Source organism: Frigoribacterium sp. CFBP 13707 (assembly GCF_014842245.1).
Lineage (GTDB): Bacteria > Actinomycetota > Actinomycetes > Actinomycetales > Microbacteriaceae > Frigoribacterium > Frigoribacterium endophyticum.
On sequence record NZ_JACYVL010000001.1, the window covers coordinates 752,739 to 769,082 of the forward strand.

The 16,344-nt window shown below is 68.6% G+C and carries 26 protein-coding genes; 1 reads left to right on the forward strand and 25 read right to left on the reverse strand.

Annotation, left to right across the window (positions count from 1 at the left end; all coding sequences use genetic code 11):
• Positions 1 to 72: 72 nt before the first annotated feature.
• On the forward strand, positions 73 to 1,347 hold the full coding sequence (locus IFT45_RS03375; RefSeq protein WP_192126659.1) for an LCP family protein: 1,275 nt from the start codon (positions 73 to 75) through the stop codon (positions 1,345 to 1,347).
• 72 nt (positions 1,348 to 1,419) lie between these two features.
• Here IFT45_RS03375 and map read toward each other — a convergent pair whose 3' ends face one another.
• From map to IFT45_RS03500, 25 genes are all read right to left on the reverse strand, one after another.
• Positions 1,420 to 2,253 (reverse strand): type I methionyl aminopeptidase, encoded by an 834-nt coding sequence (gene map / locus IFT45_RS03380; protein WP_192046713.1) that lies wholly within the window; start codon positions 2,251 to 2,253, stop codon positions 1,420 to 1,422.
• Positions 2,254 to 2,257: 4 nt separating this feature from the next.
• Positions 2,258 to 2,878 (reverse strand): adenylate kinase, encoded by a 621-nt coding sequence (locus IFT45_RS03385; protein WP_192046714.1) that lies wholly within the window; start codon positions 2,876 to 2,878, stop codon positions 2,258 to 2,260.
• Entirely contained in the window at positions 2,875 to 4,197 is a 1,323-nt protein-coding gene (secY, locus tag IFT45_RS03390) for a preprotein translocase subunit SecY (RefSeq protein WP_056057350.1), read from the reverse strand. The genes IFT45_RS03385 and secY overlap by 4 nt, the downstream gene beginning before the upstream one ends.
• 69 nt (positions 4,198 to 4,266) lie before the next feature.
• On the reverse strand, positions 4,267 to 4,893 hold the full coding sequence (rplO, locus tag IFT45_RS03395; protein ID WP_082514609.1) for a 50S ribosomal protein L15: 627 nt from the start codon (positions 4,891 to 4,893) through the stop codon (positions 4,267 to 4,269).
• Positions 4,893 to 5,075: a 50S ribosomal protein L30 gene (gene rpmD / locus IFT45_RS03400; protein ID WP_082514610.1), complete on the reverse strand. Its 183-nt coding sequence runs from the start codon at positions 5,073 to 5,075 to the stop codon at positions 4,893 to 4,895. The genes rplO and rpmD overlap by 1 nt, the downstream gene beginning before the upstream one ends.
• Entirely contained in the window at positions 5,075 to 5,833 is a 759-nt protein-coding gene (gene rpsE, locus IFT45_RS03405; protein WP_056057353.1) for a 30S ribosomal protein S5, read from the reverse strand. The genes rpmD and rpsE overlap by 1 nt, the downstream gene beginning before the upstream one ends.
• Positions 5,830 to 6,201: a 50S ribosomal protein L18 gene (gene rplR / locus IFT45_RS03410; RefSeq protein ID WP_056057355.1), complete on the reverse strand. Its 372-nt coding sequence runs from the start codon at positions 6,199 to 6,201 to the stop codon at positions 5,830 to 5,832. Before rplR ends, rpsE begins: the two co-directional genes overlap by 4 nt.
• A gap of 2 nt (positions 6,202 to 6,203) precedes the next feature.
• Entirely contained in the window at positions 6,204 to 6,740 is a 537-nt protein-coding gene (gene rplF / locus IFT45_RS03415; protein WP_167260392.1) for a 50S ribosomal protein L6, read from the reverse strand.
• Between the two features lie 6 nt (positions 6,741 to 6,746).
• On the reverse strand, positions 6,747 to 7,145 hold the full coding sequence (gene rpsH / locus IFT45_RS03420; RefSeq protein ID WP_056057362.1) for a 30S ribosomal protein S8: 399 nt from the start codon (positions 7,143 to 7,145) through the stop codon (positions 6,747 to 6,749).
• A gap of 141 nt (positions 7,146 to 7,286) precedes the next feature.
• Positions 7,287 to 7,874, reverse strand: coding sequence for a 50S ribosomal protein L5 (gene rplE, locus IFT45_RS03425; protein ID WP_056057365.1), 588 nt, complete (start codon positions 7,872 to 7,874; stop codon positions 7,287 to 7,289).
• Complete coding sequence (rplX, locus tag IFT45_RS03430; RefSeq protein ID WP_056057368.1) at positions 7,874 to 8,233, reverse strand: 50S ribosomal protein L24; 360 nt, start codon at positions 8,231 to 8,233, stop codon at positions 7,874 to 7,876. Before rplX ends, rplE begins: the two co-directional genes overlap by 1 nt.
• 3 nt (positions 8,234 to 8,236) lie before the next feature.
• The gene (gene rplN, locus IFT45_RS03435) at positions 8,237 to 8,605 is read right to left on the reverse strand and encodes a 50S ribosomal protein L14 (protein WP_056057371.1); all 369 of its coding nucleotides are present in this window, start codon (positions 8,603 to 8,605) and stop codon (positions 8,237 to 8,239) included.
• A 34-nt stretch (positions 8,606 to 8,639) separates the two neighbouring features.
• Positions 8,640 to 8,936 (reverse strand): 30S ribosomal protein S17, encoded by a 297-nt coding sequence (gene rpsQ, locus IFT45_RS03440; RefSeq protein ID WP_056057373.1) that lies wholly within the window; start codon positions 8,934 to 8,936, stop codon positions 8,640 to 8,642.
• Positions 8,936 to 9,259: a 50S ribosomal protein L29 gene (gene rpmC, locus IFT45_RS03445; RefSeq protein WP_056057376.1), complete on the reverse strand. Its 324-nt coding sequence runs from the start codon at positions 9,257 to 9,259 to the stop codon at positions 8,936 to 8,938. Before rpmC ends, rpsQ begins: the two co-directional genes overlap by 1 nt.
• Positions 9,259 to 9,678 (reverse strand): 50S ribosomal protein L16, encoded by a 420-nt coding sequence (rplP, locus tag IFT45_RS03450; protein WP_056057379.1) that lies wholly within the window; start codon positions 9,676 to 9,678, stop codon positions 9,259 to 9,261. Before rplP ends, rpmC begins: the two co-directional genes overlap by 1 nt.
• Positions 9,679 to 9,680: 2 nt before the next feature.
• On the reverse strand, positions 9,681 to 10,460 hold the full coding sequence (gene rpsC, locus IFT45_RS03455) for a 30S ribosomal protein S3 (RefSeq protein WP_056057382.1): 780 nt from the start codon (positions 10,458 to 10,460) through the stop codon (positions 9,681 to 9,683).
• Positions 10,460 to 10,852 carry a 50S ribosomal protein L22 gene (rplV, locus tag IFT45_RS03460; RefSeq protein ID WP_055799894.1) on the reverse strand — a complete coding sequence of 131 codons (393 nt, stop codon included), beginning with the start codon at positions 10,850 to 10,852 and terminating at the stop codon, positions 10,460 to 10,462. Before rplV ends, rpsC begins: the two co-directional genes overlap by 1 nt.
• Positions 10,853 to 10,876: 24 nt before the next feature.
• The gene (gene rpsS / locus IFT45_RS03465; RefSeq protein ID WP_056057385.1) at positions 10,877 to 11,158 is read right to left on the reverse strand and encodes a 30S ribosomal protein S19; all 282 of its coding nucleotides are present in this window, start codon (positions 11,156 to 11,158) and stop codon (positions 10,877 to 10,879) included.
• Positions 11,159 to 11,170: 12 nt separating this feature from the next.
• On the reverse strand, positions 11,171 to 12,010 hold the full coding sequence (rplB, locus tag IFT45_RS03470; RefSeq protein ID WP_056057388.1) for a 50S ribosomal protein L2: 840 nt from the start codon (positions 12,008 to 12,010) through the stop codon (positions 11,171 to 11,173).
• Positions 12,011 to 12,029: 19 nt separating this feature from the next.
• A complete protein-coding gene (gene rplW / locus IFT45_RS03475; RefSeq protein WP_056057391.1) occupies positions 12,030 to 12,329 on the reverse strand; it encodes a 50S ribosomal protein L23 in 300 nt (99 codons plus the stop codon).
• Positions 12,326 to 12,991, reverse strand: a complete 666-nt coding sequence (gene rplD, locus IFT45_RS03480) for a 50S ribosomal protein L4 (protein WP_056057395.1) — start codon at positions 12,989 to 12,991, stop codon at positions 12,326 to 12,328. The genes rplW and rplD overlap by 4 nt, the downstream gene beginning before the upstream one ends.
• Before the next feature lie 3 nt (positions 12,992 to 12,994).
• Positions 12,995 to 13,651, reverse strand: coding sequence for a 50S ribosomal protein L3 (gene rplC, locus IFT45_RS03485; RefSeq protein ID WP_192126660.1), 657 nt, complete (start codon positions 13,649 to 13,651; stop codon positions 12,995 to 12,997).
• Positions 13,652 to 13,661: 10 nt separating this feature from the next.
• On the reverse strand, positions 13,662 to 13,970 hold the full coding sequence (gene rpsJ, locus IFT45_RS03490; protein ID WP_043593369.1) for a 30S ribosomal protein S10: 309 nt from the start codon (positions 13,968 to 13,970) through the stop codon (positions 13,662 to 13,664).
• A 477-nt stretch (positions 13,971 to 14,447) separates the two neighbouring features.
• On the reverse strand, positions 14,448 to 15,284 hold the full coding sequence (locus tag IFT45_RS03495; protein ID WP_185233880.1) for a DarT ssDNA thymidine ADP-ribosyltransferase family protein: 837 nt from the start codon (positions 15,282 to 15,284) through the stop codon (positions 14,448 to 14,450).
• A 78-nt stretch (positions 15,285 to 15,362) separates the two neighbouring features.
• The gene (locus tag IFT45_RS03500; RefSeq protein ID WP_192126662.1) at positions 15,363 to 16,337 is read right to left on the reverse strand and encodes a DNA topoisomerase IB; all 975 of its coding nucleotides are present in this window, start codon (positions 16,335 to 16,337) and stop codon (positions 15,363 to 15,365) included.
• Positions 16,338 to 16,344: the final 7 nt, after the last annotated feature.

A 16,344-nucleotide genomic window follows, 5' to 3' on the forward strand; every position in this document is an offset into this window, starting at 1 on the left:
ACACTTCAGCAACCCGCCCGTCGACCCGACACGCCGAGTCGAGGGTGATGACGCCGACCCGTGGAGCCCACGATGCCCTCTCCCCGCCGCTCGCCCCGCACCCGGGGCGTCGCCCGTCACGGGCGCCTCCGACGACGTCGCCCCGTCGGTTCCCTCCTGACCGGCCTCGCGGCGGCGCTGGCCGTCCTGCTCGTCAGCGGCGCCTCCCTGTCGGCCATCGCCGCCCGGCAGCTGACGTCGTCGGTGACCTCGGTGGCCCTCGGCAACGAGACCTCGGTGCCGGAGGAGGGCATCGGCGCGATGCCCGGGGGCGCGAACGTGCTGCTCATCGGCAGCGACCAGCGCGACCCGGGCAGCGCCGTGGACGCCGGCGTCGTCGACGGGGTCAGGAACGACGTCAACATCCTCGTCCACCTGTCCGAGGACCACAGCCAGCTCACCGCCGTCAGCTTCCCCCGCGACCTCATGATCGACCGGCCGGCCTGCACGGGCGACGACGGCACCGCCCACCCCGCCGCGGCGTACCAGCAGTTCAACTCGCTGTACGAGCTGGGCGGGGTCAGCTGCACCGTCGCCGCCGTGGAGGGCCTGACCGGCCTCAGCGTCTACTACGCCGGCATGATCACCTTCGACGGCGTCATCGAGATGTCGAACGCCCTCGGCGGCGTCGACGTCTGCGTGACGCAGCGCATCCGCGACACCGACACGGGGCTCGACCTGTCGGCCGGCACCCACTCCCTCCAGGGCAAGGACGCCCTGGAGTTCCTGCGCACCCGGCACGGCGTGGGCGACGGCAGCGACCTGGCCCGCATCAGCTCGCAGCAGGTCTTCCTCTCGTCGATGATGCGCAAGATCATCTCCGGGGGCACCCTCGGCAGCCCGACGACGCTCTACAAGCTCGCCTCGGCCGCCCTCGGCAACATGACCCTCTCGACCTCGCTCAGCAGCCCGGACACCCTCGTCTCGCTGGCGTTGGCGCTGAAGGACCTCACGCCGGCCGACATCGTCTTCGTCCAGTACCCCGTCGTCGACGACCCCGACCAGGCAGGGCGGGTCGTCCCCTCCGAGGCGGACGCGGCGACGCTGGAGGCCGCACTCCAGGCCGATCAGTCGTTCACCCTCGGCGACGACGCGGCCGGGCGCGGGTCCACCGTCGACGAGTCCGTGCCCGCACCGGAGGCCGCGGCTCCCCCGGCGGAGACGTCCGCCCCCGAGGCCGGGGCGACCGCCCCCGCCACTAAGGGCGCACCGACCGCGACGACACCGGCCACCACGACGCTCCCGTCCACCATCACGGGCCAGACGGCCGCCGAGTCGACCTGCTCGGTCGGGTCGTCGCGAGGCTGACGCCGACACGGCGACGCCCCCTCGAGCCGAGGCTCGTGGGGGCGTCGCAGGCCGGTGCCGAGGAGGCGCGGGTCAGGCGATCGGGACGGGCACGACCCCGAGGGGCGCCAGCTGAGCTGCTCCCCCGTCGTGTGCGGTGAGCACCCAGATCCCGCCCTCGTGCACGGCGACCGAGTGCTCCCAGTGCGCCGCGGAGCTGCCGTCCACGGTGGTGACGGTCCAGTCGTCGTCCTCGGTGACGGTGTCGATGCCGCCGAGGGTGATCATGGGCTCGATGGCCACGACCAGACCCGGCTTGACCGCCGGGCCGCGCCCCTTGACGCGGTAGTTGAAGACCGGCGGGTCCTCGTGCATGGAGCGCCCGATGCCGTGGCCGACGTAGTCCTCGATGATCCCGAAGCTGCCGCGCGACTCCACGTACTCCTCGACGGCGTCGCCGACCTCGTTGAGGTGACGAGCCGACGCCAGGGCAGCGATGCCGTGCCAGAGGGCGTGCTCGGTGACGTCGGACAGCAGCCGTCGCTCGGCGACGAGCTCGGGGCGGCTCGGGTCGTCGAGCACGAAGGAGCGTGCGCTGTCGCCGTTCCAGCCGTCGACCTCCGCCCCGCTGTCGACGGAGACCAGGTCGCCGGGCTCGAGGGCGCGGTTGCCGGGGATGCCGTGCACGACCTCGGCGTTCACCGAGGTGCACACCGTGTTGCGGTAGCCCGGCACGAGCATGAAGTTCGGCACGCCGCCGCCGTCACGGATGGTGCGCTCGGCGATCGCGTCGAGCTCGCCGGTGGTGATGCCGGGTCGCAGCGCGGCAGCGACCGCGTCGAGCGATCGCGCCGTCAGCACGCCGGGCGCCGCCATGGCGCGCAGTTCGTCCCGGGTCTTGTAGATGCCCGGCTTGCGGAAGGCCACCCGGCTAGGAGGCGGCGGCCGTCGAGCGGAAGCCGCGCTCGCCCAGGGCGGCGTCGATGCGCTCCGCGACCTGCTCGATGGTGCCGAGGCCGTCGACCTCGACGACCAGGCCCCGCGACCGGTAGCTCTCCAGCAGAGGAGCGGTCTCGCGCAGGTAGACGTCCTGGCGGTGCCGGATGGCGTCCTCCGTGTCGTCCGAACGCCCCTGGTCGAGGGCCCGCTTGCGCAGCCGCTCGACGATCTCGTCGCGGTCGGCCACCAGCAGGATCACGGCCTCGAGCGCCTGCCCCTTGGCGGACAGGTAGTCGTCGAGGAACCCGACCTGCTGCAGCGTGCGGGGGTAGCCGTCGAGCAGGAAGCCCTGCGCCGCGTCGCTCTGGTCGAGCCGGTCGGAGACGAGCTCGTTCGTGAGGCTGTCGGGCACGTAGTCGCCGGCGTCCATGATCGTCTTGACCTTGACGCCCAGCTCGGTCTCGTCACGCACGTTGGCACGGAAGATGTCGCCGGTCGAGATCGCCGGCACCCCGAGGGTCTCCGCGATCTGCGTCGCCTGCGTGCCCTTGCCGGCGCCGGGAGGGCCGACGATCAGGAGGCGCGGGCTGGGCCCGGTCTCGCCCCCCGTCACTTGAGGAGCCCCTCGTAGTGACGCTGCTGCAGCTGCGAGTCGATCTGCTTGACCGTCTCGAGACCGACGCCGACGATGATCAGGATGCTCGCGCCTCCGAACGGGAAGTTCTGGTTGGCGCCGACCGTGGCCAGGGCGATCAGCGGGATGAGCGCGATGATGCCGAGGTAGAGCGAGCCCGGCAGGGTCACGCGCGTCAGGACGTAGTCGAGGTACTCGGCGGTGGGGCGCCCGGCCCGGATGCCGGGGATGAACCCGCCGTACTTCTTCATGTTGTCGGCGACCTCTTCGGGGTTGAAGGTGATCGCGACGTAGAAGTACGTGAAGCCGACGATGAGGGCGAAGTACAGCGCCATGTAGAGCGGGTTGTCGCCGGAGGTGAGGTTCGCCTGGACCCACGCCACCCACGCCGGGGGCGCGGTGCCGTCGGAGGGCTGGTTGAACTGGGCGACGAGCGCGGGCAGGTACAGCAGCGACGAGGCGAAGATGACGGGCACGACGCCGGCCATGTTGACCTTGATCGGGATGTACGTGTTGTTGCCGCCGTACGTGCGCCGCCCGACCATGCGCTTGGCGTACTGCACGGGGATCCGCCGCTGGGACTGCTCGACGAACACGACCGCGGCCATGATCACGAGCCCGACGGCGATCACCATGAGGAAGATCTCGAAGCTGCGCGCCTGCGCGATGCTCCAGAGGGCGGTGGGGAAGCGGGCCGCGATCGAGGTGAAGATCAGGAGCGACATGCCGTTGCCGATGCCGCGCTCGGTGATGAGCTCGCCCATCCACATGATGAGGCCGGTGCCGGCGGTCATGGTGATGACCATGAGCATGACGGCGTACCAGGCGTCGTTGGTGATGAGCTGCTGGCACTCGGCCGCGCCGGAGCCGGCGAACAGCGCACCGGAGCGGGCCACGGTGATCAGGGTCGTCGACTGGAGGATGCCCAGCGCGATCGTCAGGTACCGGGTGTACTGCGTCAGCTTCGCCTGGCCCGACTGGCCCTCCTTGTAGAGGGTGTCGAAGTGGGGGATGACGACGCGGAGCAGCTGCACGATGATCGACGACGTGATGTAGGGCATGATGCCCAGCGCGAAGACCGAGAGCTGCAGCAGGGCGCCGCCGCTGAAGAGGTTGACGAGCTCGTAGAGGCCCGAGGTGCCCTGGTTGCCGGCGAGGCACAGCTGCACGTTCTGGTAGTCGACGAACGGCGAGGGGATGAACGACCCCAGCCGGAAGAGCGCGATGATGCCGAGAGTGAACCCGATCTTTCGGCGAAGGTCGGGCGTGCGCATGATGCGCGCGACAGCTCTGAACATGTGGGGCCTCCCGGCATGAAGGATAGACGACTGAAAGGGGTGGCCCTGTCGGACCACCCCCTCAGGTGATTACTTGGAGACGGTCCCGCCGGCGGCGACGATCTTCTCTTCGGCAGAGCCGGAGACCTTGTCGACCGCCACGGTGAGAGCGACGCTCAGGTCGCCCTGTCCGAGGACCTTGACCTTCTCGTTCTTGCGGACGGCACCCTTGGCGACCAGGTCGCCGACGGTGACCTCACCGCCCTGCGGGTACAGCTCGCCGAGCTTCTCGAGGTTGACCACCTGGTACTCGACGCGGAACGGGTTCTTGAACCCGCGCAGCTTCGGAGTGCGCATGTGGAGCGGCATCTGACCGCCCTCGAAGCCGACCTTGACCTGGTACCGGGCCTTCTGGCCCTTGGTGCCACGTCCGGCCGTCTTGCCCTTCGAGCCCTCACCGCGACCCACGCGGGTCTTGGCCGTCTTGGCACCGGGAGCCGGACGGAGGTGGTGGACCTTGAGGACCTGCGGGCGGGCGACGTCCGCCGACTGACCGGCCGAGGCCGACTTCGTCGAGGTCGTCGTCGAGGCGGCGGCCGAGGAGGCCGTCGACTTCTTGGTCGTCGCCTTGGGGGCGGCGGCCTTGGTGGTGGTCGCCTTGGCGGCGGCCTTCTTCGGAGCGGCCTTCTCGGCGGCGCCGTTCTTCTCGTCAGCCATTAGTCAATCTCCTCGACCTTCACGAGGTGGGCGACCGTGTTGACGTAGCCGCGGTTCTGCTTGGTGTCCTCGCGCACGACCGACTGGCCGATGCGCTTGAGGCCCAGGCTCCGCAGCGTGTCACGCTGGTTCTGCTTCTCGCTGATTACGGACTTGATCTGGGTCACCTTGAGCTGGGCCATCAGGCACCTGCCTTCTCGGTCGCAGCGGCCTTGGCCGCCTGCTCGGCGCGGGCCATGAAGGCCGGCATCACGGCGTCGATGTCGAGGCCGCGGCGAGCGGCGACGGCACGGGGCTCCTCGAGCTGCTTGAGGGCCTCGACGGTCGCGTGGACGATGTTGATGGTGTTCGACGAGCCGAGCGACTTGCTCAGGACGTCGTGGACACCGGCGCACTCGAGCACGGCGCGGACGGGACCACCGGCGATGACTCCGGTACCGGCCGAGGCCGGACGCAGCATGACGACGCCGGCAGCGGCCTCACCCTGGACGGGGTGCGGGATCGTGTTGCCGATGCGGGGGACGCGGAAGAAGTTCTTCTTCGCCTCCTCGACGCCCTTGCTGATGGCCGTGGGGACCTCGCGGGCCTTGCCGTAGCCGACGCCGACGAGTCCGTTGCCGTCACCGACCACGACGAGCGCGGTGAAGCTGAAGCGACGACCGCCCTTGACGACCTTCGACACGCGGTTGATCGTGACGACGCGCTCCAGGAACTGGCTCTTGTCGTCACGGTCGCCACGGCCACGGCCGCCGGCGTTGCGGTCTCCGCGACCCTGGCCGCCACGACGGTCGGTGCGACCGCCCTCTCGGTTGTTGGACTCCGAGCCGGCAGCCGTCTCGACGGGGCGCTCGACGACGGCCTCGGCCGGAGCCTTGACCGTCTCGGTCGCCGCGACCGCGTCGGTCTCTGCGGGGGGAGTGGTGTTCGTAGCGTCGCTCACAGGTTCAAACCAGCCTCTCGGGCGCCTTCGGCGATGGCCGCGACGCGTCCGGCGTACTTGTTGCCGCCGCGATCGAACACGACGGCCTCGATGCCCGCGGCCTTGGCGCGCTCGGCGACGAGCTCGCCGACCTTGCGGGACTTCGCGGTCTTGTCACCGTCGAAGGTGCGCATGTCGGCCTCGAGGGTCGATGCGCTGGCGACGGTGAAGCCCTTGCTGTCGTCGACGACCTGCACGAACACGTGCCGGGCCGAACGGGTGACGACGAGACGGGGGCGCTCTTCGGTGCCCACGACCTTCTTGCGCAGGCGGGTGTGACGGCGCTTGGTGGCGGCCGACTTGCTCTTTCCTCGTGTACCGAGACCCATGATTACTTACCTGACTTTCCGGCCTTGCGGCGGACGACCTCGCCGGCGTAGCGAACGCCCTTGCCCTTGTAGGGCTCGGGCTTGCGCAGCTTGCGGATGTTGGCAGCGACTTCGCCGACTGCCTGCTTGTCGATGCCGACGACGGTGAGCTTGTTGTTGCCCTCGACCGTGAAGCTGATGCCCGCGGGCGGCTCGACGGTGATCGGGTGCGAGTAGCCGAGAGCGAACTCGACGTTGGAGCCCTTGGCCTGCACGCGGTAACCGGTGCCGACGACCTCGAGGCCCTTGGTGTAGCCCTGGGTCACGCCGATGATCTGGTTGGCGATGAGGGTACGGGTCAGGCCGTGGAGCGACCGCGACTCACGCTCGTCGTCGGGACGCGTCACGACGACGGTGCCCTCCTCGAGCGCAGCTTCGATGGGGCTCTTGACGACGAGCGACAGCTCGCCCTTGGGGCCCTTGACGGTGACGGCCTGGCCGTCGATCTTCACGTCGACCCCGGCAGGGATCGAGATGGGGAGTCTTCCGATTCGAGACATGACGAATTACCACACGTAGGCGATGACTTCTCCGCCCACGCCCTTCTTCTCGGCCTCACGGTCGGTCAGCAGACCGGAGGAAGTCGACAGGATCGCGACGCCGAGGCCGCCGAAGACCTGCGGGATCTCGGTGGACTTCGCGTAGACGCGGAGGCCCGGCTTCGAGACGCGCTTGATGCCCTTGATCGAGCGCTGGCGCTCGGGGCCGTACTTGAGGTCGATCGTGAGGGTCTGGCCGACGCGAGCGTCTTCGACCTTCCACGAGTCGATGAAGCCCTCACGCTGGAGGATCTCCGCGATGTGGGACTTGAGCTTGCTGCTGGGGAGCGACACGGTCTCGTGGAACGCCGAGTTCGCGTTGCGCAGTCTGGTCAGCAGGTCTGCGACCGGATCTGTCATCGTCATGCGGTGTACTTCTTCCTCATCGGGTTTCGCCATCCGGTACACCGGGTGTCGACCTTGATGATCGGGTGGTCGTGGAGCGGTTCTCCACGACCTCAGGGGAACGGTCGGCAACTCCGGTGAGGAGTTGCCGACCGAACGATCTTAGTTGGCCTGGTCGGCCGTGCGGAACGGGAAGCCGAGAGCCTTGAGCAGAGCCCGGCCCTCGTCGTCGTTCTTCGCGGTGGTGACGACGGTGATGTCGAAGCCGCGGACACGGTCGATGCGGTCCTGGTCGATCTCGTGGAACATGCTCTGCTCGTTGAGACCGAACGTGTAGTTGCCGTTGCCGTCGAACTGACGGTCGCTCAGACCGCGGAAGTCGCGGATGCGGGGCAGCGCGAGCGACAGCAGGCGGTCCAGGAACTCCCAGGCACGGTCGCCGCGCAGCGTGACGTGCGCGCCGATCGGCTGGCCCTCGCGCAGCTTGAACTGCGCGATGGACTTGCGGGCCTTGGTGACCTGGGGCTTCTGGCCGGTGATCGCCGTGAGGTCCTTGATGGCCCCGTCGATGATCTTGCTGTCGCGGGCGGCCTCGCCGACACCGGTGTTCACGACGATCTTGACCAGGCCGGGGACCTGGTGGACGTTCGTGAAGCCGAAGTCGCTCTTCAGCTGCGGCAGGATCTCCGCGCGGTACTTCGCCTTGAGGCGCGGCAGCGCCGCAGGCGTGGTGGTGGTGGTGTCAGTCATCAGAGGTTCTCTCCCGACGCCTTGGCGTAACGGACGCGGACGGTCTTGGTGACGCCGCCCTTGGTGACCGTCTCTTCACGGAAGCCCACGCGGGTCGGCTTCTTGGTCTTGGGGTCGACGAGCGCGACGTTCGACACGTGGATCGGGGCCTCGAAGGTCTCGATGCCGCCGGTCTTGGTGCCGCGCTGCGTCTGGCCGACGCGGACGTGCTTCGTGACGAAGTTCACGCCCTCGACGACGACGCGGTTGCGCTCCACGAGCACCTCGAGGACCTTGCCCTGCTTGCCGCGGTCTCCGCCGCGGGCCTGCGAGGCTCCGCTGATGACCTGCACGAGGTCACCCTTCTTGATGTTTGCCATGACTTAGATAACCTCCGGCGCCAGCGAGATGATCTTCATGAACTTCTTGTCGCGAAGCTCGCGACCGACCGGCCCGAAGATGCGGGTACCACGGGGGTCCCCGTCGGCCTTCAGGATCACTGCGGCGTTCTCGTCGAACTTGATGTAGGAGCCGTCCGGACGACGGACCTCCTTCTTGGTGCGGACGATGACCGCCTTGACGACGTCGCCCTTCTTCACGTTGCCACCGGGGATGGCGTCCTTCACCGTGGCGACGATGACGTCGCCGAGGCCGGCGTAGCGACGGCCGGAGCCACCGAGCACGCGGATGGTGAGGATCTCCTTGGCACCGGTGTTGTCGGCGACCTTGAGGCGGGATTCCTGCTGGATCACTTCTGTCTCCTTCTGCTCAAGCAGGCCGCGAGGCCTACTTGGCCCTCTCGAGGATCTCGACCAGGCGCCAGCGCTTGGAGGCGCTGAGCGGACGGGTCTCGTTGATCACGACGAGGTCGCCGACGCCGGCCGCGTTGGCCTCGTCGTGGACCTTGACCTTGGAGGTGCGGCGGATGACCTTGCCGTACAGGGGGTGCTTCACGCGGTCCTCGACCTCGACGACGATGGTCTTGTCCATCTTGTCGCTGGTCACGTAGCCACGACGGGTCTTGCGGTAACCGCGGACCTCGACAGCTGCCGAGTCGACCTCGGTCTTGTTCTCGGTAGCCATTACTTCTCCTCGGCGGTCTCGGCGACGGGCGCCTCGTCGGCGGCGGCAGCCTTCTTGGTCGACTTCTTGGTCGCCTTGGGGGCGGCCTCGACCGGGGCGGGGGTGGCACGGATGCCGAGCTCGCGCTCACGCAGGACCGTGTAGATGCGAGCGATGTCGCGCTTCACGGCACGCAGGCGGCCGTGGCTCTCGAGCTGACCGGTGGCCGACTGGAAGCGCAGGTTGAACAGCTCTTCCTTGGCCTTCTTCAGCTCATCGACGAGACGCTCGTCTTCGAAAGTGTCGAGCTCGACAGGACGGAGCTCCTTGGAACCGATCGCCATTATGCGTCGCCCTCCTCGCGCTTGATGATGCGTGCCTTGAGGGGCAGCTTGTGGATTGCACGAGTGAGCGCCTCCTTGGCGACCTCCTCGCTGACGCCGCTGAGCTCGAAGAGCACGCGACCCGGCTTGACGTTCGCGACCCACCACTCGGGCGAGCCCTTGCCGGAACCCATGCGGGTCTCGGCGGGCTTCTTCGTGAGCGGACGGTCGGGGTAGATGTTGATCCACACCTTGCCGCCACGCTTGATGTGACGCGTCATGGCGATACGAGCGGACTCGATCTGACGGTTGGTCACGTAAGCGGGCGTGAGGGCCTGGATGCCGTACTCACCGAAGCTGACCTTGGTGCCACCAGTGGCCTGGCCGCTACGGCCGGGGTGGTGCTGCTTGCGGTGCTTGACACGACGGGGGATAAGCATGGTTACGCCTCAGCTCCTGTGGTGGCGGGTGCCTTCTGCTCGCGGGGAGCGCGGTCGCCCCCGCCGCGGCGGGCGCCGTCACGGTCGTTGCGGCGCTCGGGGCGAGACGACTTCTGGTTCGCCTGCTCGCGCGCGAGCTCCTTGTTGGTGATGTCGCCCTTGTAGATCCAGACCTTCACACCGATGCGACCGAAGGTCGTCTTGGCCTCGTAGAAGCCGTAGTCGATGTTGGCGCGGAGCGTGTGCAGGGGCACGCGGCCCTCGCGGTAGAACTCCGAGCGGCTCATCTCGGCGCCGCCGAGGCGACCCGAGACCTGGATCCGGACGCCCTTGGCGCCGGCGCGCTGGGCGCCCTGGAGGCCCTTGCGCATGGCACGACGGAACGCCACGCGAGCAGCGAGCTGCTCGGCGATGCCCTGGGCCACGAGCTGAGCCTCGGCCTCGGGGTTCTTGACCTCGAGGATGTTCAGCTGGATCTGCTTGCCGGTGAGCTTCTCGAGGTCGCCGCGGATGCGCTCGGCCTCGGCGCCACGACGACCGATCACGATGCCCGGACGGGCGGTGTGGATGTCGACGCGGACGCGGTCACGGGTGCGCTCGATCTCGATCTTGGCCACGCCGGCGCGGTCGAGCGAGGTCTTGAGCAGGGTGCGGATCTTGATGTCCTCCGCGACGTAGTCGCTGTAACGCTGACCCGCCTTGGTGCTGTCGGTGAACCACCGCGACACGTGGTCGGTGGTGATGCCCAGACGGAAGCCGTACGGGTTGACCTTCTGGCCCATTACTTGCTCGCCTTCTTCGTAGCGTCTGCTGCCTCGACCTCATCCGGCGTCGCGAGGACGATCGTGATGTGGCTCGTGCGCTTCAGGATCTGGAAGGCACGACCCTGGGCACGCGGCTGGAACCGCTTGAGGGTTGCGCCCTGGTCGACGAATGCACGGCTCACGTAGAGGTCCTGCTCGTCGAGGTAGCTGTTGTCCTTGTCCGCCTTCACACGGGCGTTGGCCATGGCCGACGCGACGAGCTTGTAGACGGGCTCGCTCGCGCCCTGCGGCGCGAACTTCAGGATGGCCAGGGCCTCGAGGGCCTGCTTGCCGCGGATCAGGTTGACGACGCGACGGGCCTTCATGGGGGTGACGCGGATGTGACGCACGCGTGCGATCGACTCCACCATTTCTCTCCTCCTTACGTCGCCGCGTTAGCGGCGACGACCCTTCTTGTCGTCCTTCACGTGACCGCGGAAGGTACGGGTGGGCGCGAACTCGCCGAGCTTGTGGCCGATCATGCTCTCGGTCACGAACACGGGGATGTGCTTGCGACCGTCGTGCACCGCGATGGTGTGGCCGAGCATGTTCGGGACGATCATCGACCGGCGGGACCAGGTCTTGATGACGTTCTTGGTGCTGGCCTCGTTCTGCGTGACGACCTTGCGAAGCAGGTGGTCATCGACGAAGGGGCCCTTCTTAAGACTGCGTGGCATCTTCTACAACTCCTACTTACGCTTCTTGCCAGCGTTACGACGGCGGACGATGAGCTTGTCGCTCTCCTTGTTGATGTGGCGGGTGCGGCCCTCTTTCTGGCCCCACGGGCTGACCGGGTGGCGACCACCCGAGGTCTTGCCCTCACCACCACCGTGCGGGTGGTCGACCGGGTTCATGGCGACACCACGGACGGTCGGGCGGACGCCCTTCCAGCGCATGCGGCCGGCCTTGCCCCAGTTGATGTTCGACTGCTCGGCGTTGCCGACCTCGCCGATGGTGGCGCGGCAGCGGGCGTCGACGTTGCGGACCTCGCCCGACGGCAGGCGGAGCTGCGCGTAGGGGCCGTCCTTGGCGACGAGACGCACCGAGGCGCCGGCCGAGCGGGCCATCTTCGCGCCGCCGCCGGGCTTGAGCTCGATGGCGTGGATGACGGTACCGACCGGGATGTTCTTGAGCGGCAGGTTGTTGCCGGGCTTGATGTCGGCGCCGGGGCCCGACTCGACGATGTCGCCCTGCGACAGCTTGTTCGGAGCGATGATGTACCGCTTCGTGCCGTCGACGAAGTGCAGGAGCGCGATGCGCGCCGTGCGGTTGGGGTCGTACTCGATGTGAGCGACCTTGGCGTTGATGCCGTCCTTGTCGTTACGACGGAAGTCGATCACGCGGTACTGGCGCTTGTGGCCACCACCGATGTGACGCGTCGTGATGCGGCCGGCGTTGTTGCGGCCACCGCTCTTGGACAGGGGACGCAGCAGCGACTTCTCGGGCGTGGAACGCGTGATCTCCGCGAAGTCGGAGACCGACGAACCGCGACGACCAGGAGTCGTGGGCTTGTAGTTACGAATAGCCATTTTGTCTTCCCTCCGGGCCCTAGCCGACAGCCGTGAAGATGTCGATGGTGCCCGACTTGAGCGTCACGATGGCGCGCTTGGTGTCCTTGCGCTTGCCGGTGCCGAAGCGCGTGCGGCGGGTCTTGCCGACACGGTTCAGCGTGTTGATGCTGTCGACCTTGACGTTGAAGATCTTCTCGATGGCGAGCTTGATCTCGGTCTTGTTCGATCGCGGGTCCACCGTGAAGGTGTACTTGCCCTGGTCGATCAGGGAGTAGCTCTTCTCGGAGACGACGGGCGCGATGATGACGTCGCGAGGGTCCTTGCCGTAGCCGCTCATGCGGTGGCCTCCTTCTGGCGCTTCGAGGCGACGAAGCCGTCGAAGGCGCTCTTCGTGAAGACGATGTCGTCGCTGACGAGCACGTCGTAGGCGTTGAGCTGGTCGTACGTGATCACGTGGACCGTGGGCACGTTGCGGACGCTCTTGCGGGTCAGCAGGTCGTCGCGGTCGATGACGACCAGGACGTGCTTGCTCGACGCGATGGTCGAGAGCAGGTCGAGGGCGACCTTGGTGGAGATCGTGTCGGCGACGAAGCTCTCGACGACGTGCACGCGGGCGCCGCGGGCACGGTCGGACAGAGCACCGAGGAGGGCCGCGGCGATCATCTTCTTGGGGGTGCGCTGCGCGTAGTCGCGCGGCTGCGGACCGTGGACGACGCCACCGCCGGTCATCTGGGGAGCGCGGATCGAGCCCTGACGAGCGCGACCGGTCCCCTTCTGCTTGAACGGCTTGCGGCCGGCGCCGGAGACCTCGCCGCGACGCTTGGTCTTGTGCGTGCCCTGACGAGCGGCGGCCTGCTGGGCGACGACGACCTGGTGGATGAGCGGGACGTTGGTGACGACGTCGAACAGCTCGGCGGGGAGCTCGACCGTGGTGCCGGTCGAGGCGCCCTTGGCGTCGATGACGTCGACCGTGGTGGCCGATGCGGTAGTGGTGGCCATGAGCTACTTCCCCTTCACGGCGGTGCGGACGAAGACGATGCGGCCACGAGCACCGGGGACGGCGCCCTTGACGAGCAGCAGACCCTTCTCGGCGTCGACGGCGTGCACCGTGAGGTTGAGGATGGTGACGCGCTCTCCACCCATGCGACCGGCCATGCGCATGCCCTTGAAGACACGGCTGGGGGTCGACGAAGCACCGATCGAACCGGGCTTGCGGTGGTTGCGGTGGGCACCGTGCGAGGCGCTGACGCCCTTGAAGTTGTGACGCTTCATGACACCGGCGAAGCCCTTGCCCTTGGAGGTGCCGACGACGTCGACCTTCTGGCCGGCCTCGAAGGTGTCGACCGTGATCTCCTGGCCGAGCGTGTACTCGGCGGCGTCGGCGGTGCGGACCTCGGTGAGGTGGCGGCGGGGCGTGACGCCCGCGGCGTCGAAGTGGCCCGTGGAGGGCTTGTTCGACTTGCGGGGGTCGATCTGGCCGGCGGCGATCTGGACGGCGCTGTAGCCGTCCTTCTCGAGCGAGCGGATCTGGGTCACGACGTTGGGAGCGATCTCCACGACGGTGACGGGGACGAGCTTGTTGTTCTCGTCCCAGACCTGGGTCATGCCGAGCTTCTTGCCGAGCAGGCCCTTGACGTTCTTGGTGGCGCTGACAGTCATGGTCGCCCCCCTACAGCTTGATCTCGATGTTGACGTCGGCCGGGAGGTCGAGGCGCATGAGCGAGTCGACGGCCTTGGGGGTCGGGTCGACGATGTCGATCAGACGCTTGTGGGTGCGCTTCTCGAAGTGCTCGCGCGAGTCCTTGTACTTGTGGGGCGAACGGATCACGACGACCACGTTCTTCTCCGTCGGCAGCGGCACGGGGCCGACCACGGTGGCGCCCGCGCGGGTGACCGTGTCGACGATCTTGCGCGCGGAGGTGTCGATGACCTCGTGGTCGTACGACTTGAGTCGGATGCGGATCTTCTGTCCCGCCATGTGTGGCTCTCTCTCGTTCGGACGTCGCGCACCTCGGGGGCCGCCTGACGCTGTTTGCTGGGCAAACATCTGGCACGACGTGTCTCTCGCGTACCGCTGTTCTCGTGTGAAGCCATCTCGGACACCAGCGAGCCGTGGCTCGAGCGTGTCGGTGGCACGAGGGTGGCCCGGGGAGGGCAATCTTCGCTGTCACCGCCGCGCAGAGCTGTACCCGAGGGCCAGCGCGCTGGAGATTCCGTTGTGAGATGTGTCCTGCTACCCGCGGCCCAGGCGACGAACGCCTGTGCACTGCCTGGCAGTGATCCGGGGCTCGGCGCTCGGCCGACCCGGAATGTTGAACTAGACGATTTTGCCACACGCGTGCATTTGCTGCAACCCGGGCGTGTCGCGGATCCGGGCGACCCCGGCGAGGGGGCCGTGACGCACGGGAGGCGCGGTGCGAGTGGTCTCGCACCGCGCCTCCTCGAGGGCCGGTCGTCAGGCCGTCGCGACCTCCGCCGGGCGGAACCACGGCGGGTACACGGCCACGCGCGGTGCGTGGTCGGACGAGTCGGCGAAGAGCTGCTTGACGCGGTCGCGCATCTTGTCGTTCGGGACGCCGACGAGCGTCACGGCCTCGAGCTGCACTCCCCCGGGCACCAGCACCTCGGGCTCGAGCAGGTCGGGGTCGGCGAGCGAGAAGCGGCGGACCATCGAGGCCGCGTCGTCGAGGCCCACGGCCTGACGGACGCCCTGGACGGCGGCGTCGCCCTCCGTGACCACGAACCCGTCGTCGAGCGACGAGACCGGCACGACCAGCATGACGAAGTCGGTGGCCTTGGCGGCGCGTGCGGCGTCCGACCACTCGTAGCCGTCGGCGCCCGAGCGCAGGACGTCCCACGCGGAGGCGTGGGGCGACAGCGAGAACGGGACGTGCTCGGCGAGGACGGCACCGGAGGCGCTGGTCACCGAGGCGCGGAGCGCGCGGGTCGCCTCCGAGCTCACGTCGAGCTCGGGCTCCGCCGCGGCGCCGGGGCGGAGGGCACCGGCCGCGATGATGCCGGGCAGGTTGCTCACGTGGGTCCAGTGGTAGACGCGCTGCTGCGCGAAGACCGGGACGGGGGCCGCGGCCGACTGCGCGGCGACGGCGACGGCCGCGGAGTCCCGGGCCAGCGCCGGCGTGCTGCGCAGCGACTCGGGCTTGCGCGACGCGGCGCGGCGCTTGGTGGTGAGGGTCCGGACCTCACCGTCGGCATCGAGCAGGGGCTCGCGCTTGCGGGGGGCGCAGATGTCGCAGAGCTCCCTCTCGAACCCGTGGATGCACTCGTCAGTCACTGCAGTAGTTCCTCTCGGGCGTCCGACTCGATCGGACGCAACCCTCTACGGTACGTCATGAGCCTGCGTGGCCGCGACTCAGCGATAGAGCAACGAGCGCACCTCGGACTCCGCCGAGCCCAGGCGGCCCGGGTCGATCGTCTCGCCGTGCTCGTACGCGTCGACGAGACGCGGGTCGACGTACGACTTCCGCGCGATGCTCGGGGTGTTCCCCAGGACGTCCGACGCGTCGCGCATCGCCTGTGCGAGCGCCCGGCGGCGCCGACCGACCGTGGGCTGCGGTCCGCTCCGGGCGAGGCTCACGGCGGCCGCGACCGTGCCGTGCAGGGTGCGGAAGTCCTTGGCGGTGAAGTCGTCGCCGGCCCGCAGCTTCACGTACTCGTTGATCTCCGACGCGTGCAGGGGCCGCCAGGGGCTCCCGGCCTCCGGTCGCCAGGCCAGGAGGCGTGAGCGGCCACCCCGGGTCTTGAGGCTGCGCACGACCGCAGCGAGGTCGGGGTCACGGATCTCGCTGTCCCACTCCTGGCCGCTCTTGCCGGGGAAGGAGAGCGCGACCACGTCGCCCGACACCTTCGCGTGCGAGCAGAGCAGGGTCGAGAGCCCGTGGCTGCCGTGCTCCTCCGCGTAGCGCTCCGAGCCGACCCGCAGCGAGCCGGTGTCGAGCATGCGGAACGCCGCCCCGAGGGCGCGGTCGAGGACGGGCTGGTCGAGGCGCAGGTCCATCGTGACGAACCTACGGGCGGTGGGCAGCGACTCCGCGAGGGAGAGGGCGCGGTCGAACTTGATCCGGTCCTTCTGCTCACGCCAGGTCGGGTGGTAGATGTACTGGCGCCGGCCGGCGGCGTCCTTGCCCGTGGCCTGCACGTGCCCGTTGGGGTACGGCGCGATCCAGACCTCCGTCCACGCGGGCGGGATCCCGAGGTGGTCGAGCCGCTCCCGCACGACCGGGTCGGTGATGGTCGACCCGTCGGCGTCGCGGTAGCTGAAGCCCGTGCCCGAGCGGTGACGCGAGATGCCGGGATGGGCCTGATCGGTGCGTCGGAGGCGCGGCATCGGTCGA

What these genes read in the sequence shown, in the direction of transcription:
- rplO (WP_082514609.1), bottom strand. Translation starts at nt 4,893, where the DNA reads ATGGCTGACGAGAAGAACGGCGCCGCCGAGAAGGCCGCTCCGAAGAAG.
- rpsS (WP_056057385.1), bottom strand. Translation starts at nt 11,158, where the DNA reads ATGCCACGCAGTCTTAAGAAGGGCCCCTTCGTCGATGACCACCTGCTT.
- rplE (WP_056057365.1), bottom strand. Translation starts at nt 7,874, where the DNA reads ATGACTGACACCACCACCACCACGCCTGCGGCGCTGCCGCGCCTCAAG.
- rplR (WP_056057355.1), bottom strand. Translation starts at nt 6,201, where the DNA reads ATGGGTCTCGGTACACGAGGAAAGAGCAAGTCGGCCGCCACCAAGCGC.
- rplB (WP_056057388.1), bottom strand. Translation starts at nt 12,010, where the DNA reads ATGGCTATTCGTAACTACAAGCCCACGACTCCTGGTCGTCGCGGTTCG.
- rpsC (WP_056057382.1), bottom strand. Translation starts at nt 10,460, where the DNA reads ATGGGCCAGAAGGTCAACCCGTACGGCTTCCGTCTGGGCATCACCACC.
- rpsQ (WP_056057373.1), bottom strand. Translation starts at nt 8,936, where the DNA reads ATGGCTACCGAGAACAAGACCGAGGTCGACTCGGCAGCTGTCGAGGTC.
- rpsJ (WP_043593369.1), bottom strand. Translation starts at nt 13,970, where the DNA reads ATGGCGGGACAGAAGATCCGCATCCGACTCAAGTCGTACGACCACGAG.
- rplF (WP_167260392.1), bottom strand. Translation starts at nt 6,740, where the DNA reads ATGTCTCGAATCGGAAGACTCCCCATCTCGATCCCTGCCGGGGTCGAC.
- rplC (WP_192126660.1), bottom strand. Translation starts at nt 13,651, where the DNA reads ATGACTGTCAGCGCCACCAAGAACGTCAAGGGCCTGCTCGGCAAGAAG.
- rplD (WP_056057395.1), bottom strand. Translation starts at nt 12,991, where the DNA reads ATGGCCACCACTACCGCATCGGCCACCACGGTCGACGTCATCGACGCC.
- rplX (WP_056057368.1), bottom strand. Translation starts at nt 8,233, where the DNA reads ATGGCAAACATCAAGAAGGGTGACCTCGTGCAGGTCATCAGCGGAGCC.
- rplP (WP_056057379.1), bottom strand. Translation starts at nt 9,678, where the DNA reads ATGCTTATCCCCCGTCGTGTCAAGCACCGCAAGCAGCACCACCCCGGC.
- rplV (WP_055799894.1), bottom strand. Translation starts at nt 10,852, where the DNA reads ATGGTGGAGTCGATCGCACGCGTGCGTCACATCCGCGTCACCCCCATG.
- rpmC (WP_056057376.1), bottom strand. Translation starts at nt 9,259, where the DNA reads ATGGCGATCGGTTCCAAGGAGCTCCGTCCTGTCGAGCTCGACACTTTC.
- IFT45_RS03375 (WP_192126659.1), top strand. Translation starts at nt 73, where the DNA reads ATGCCCTCTCCCCGCCGCTCGCCCCGCACCCGGGGCGTCGCCCGTCAC.
- rplW (WP_056057391.1), bottom strand. Translation starts at nt 12,329, where the DNA reads ATGAGCGGCTACGGCAAGGACCCTCGCGACGTCATCATCGCGCCCGTC.
- secY (WP_056057350.1), bottom strand. Translation starts at nt 4,197, where the DNA reads ATGTTCAGAGCTGTCGCGCGCATCATGCGCACGCCCGACCTTCGCCGA.
- IFT45_RS03500 (WP_192126662.1), bottom strand. Translation starts at nt 16,337, where the DNA reads ATGCCGCGCCTCCGACGCACCGATCAGGCCCATCCCGGCATCTCGCGT.
- rpsH (WP_056057362.1), bottom strand. Translation starts at nt 7,145, where the DNA reads ATGACGATGACAGATCCGGTCGCAGACCTGCTGACCAGACTGCGCAAC.
- rpmD (WP_082514610.1), bottom strand. Translation starts at nt 5,075, where the DNA reads ATGGCCCAGCTCAAGGTGACCCAGATCAAGTCCGTAATCAGCGAGAAG.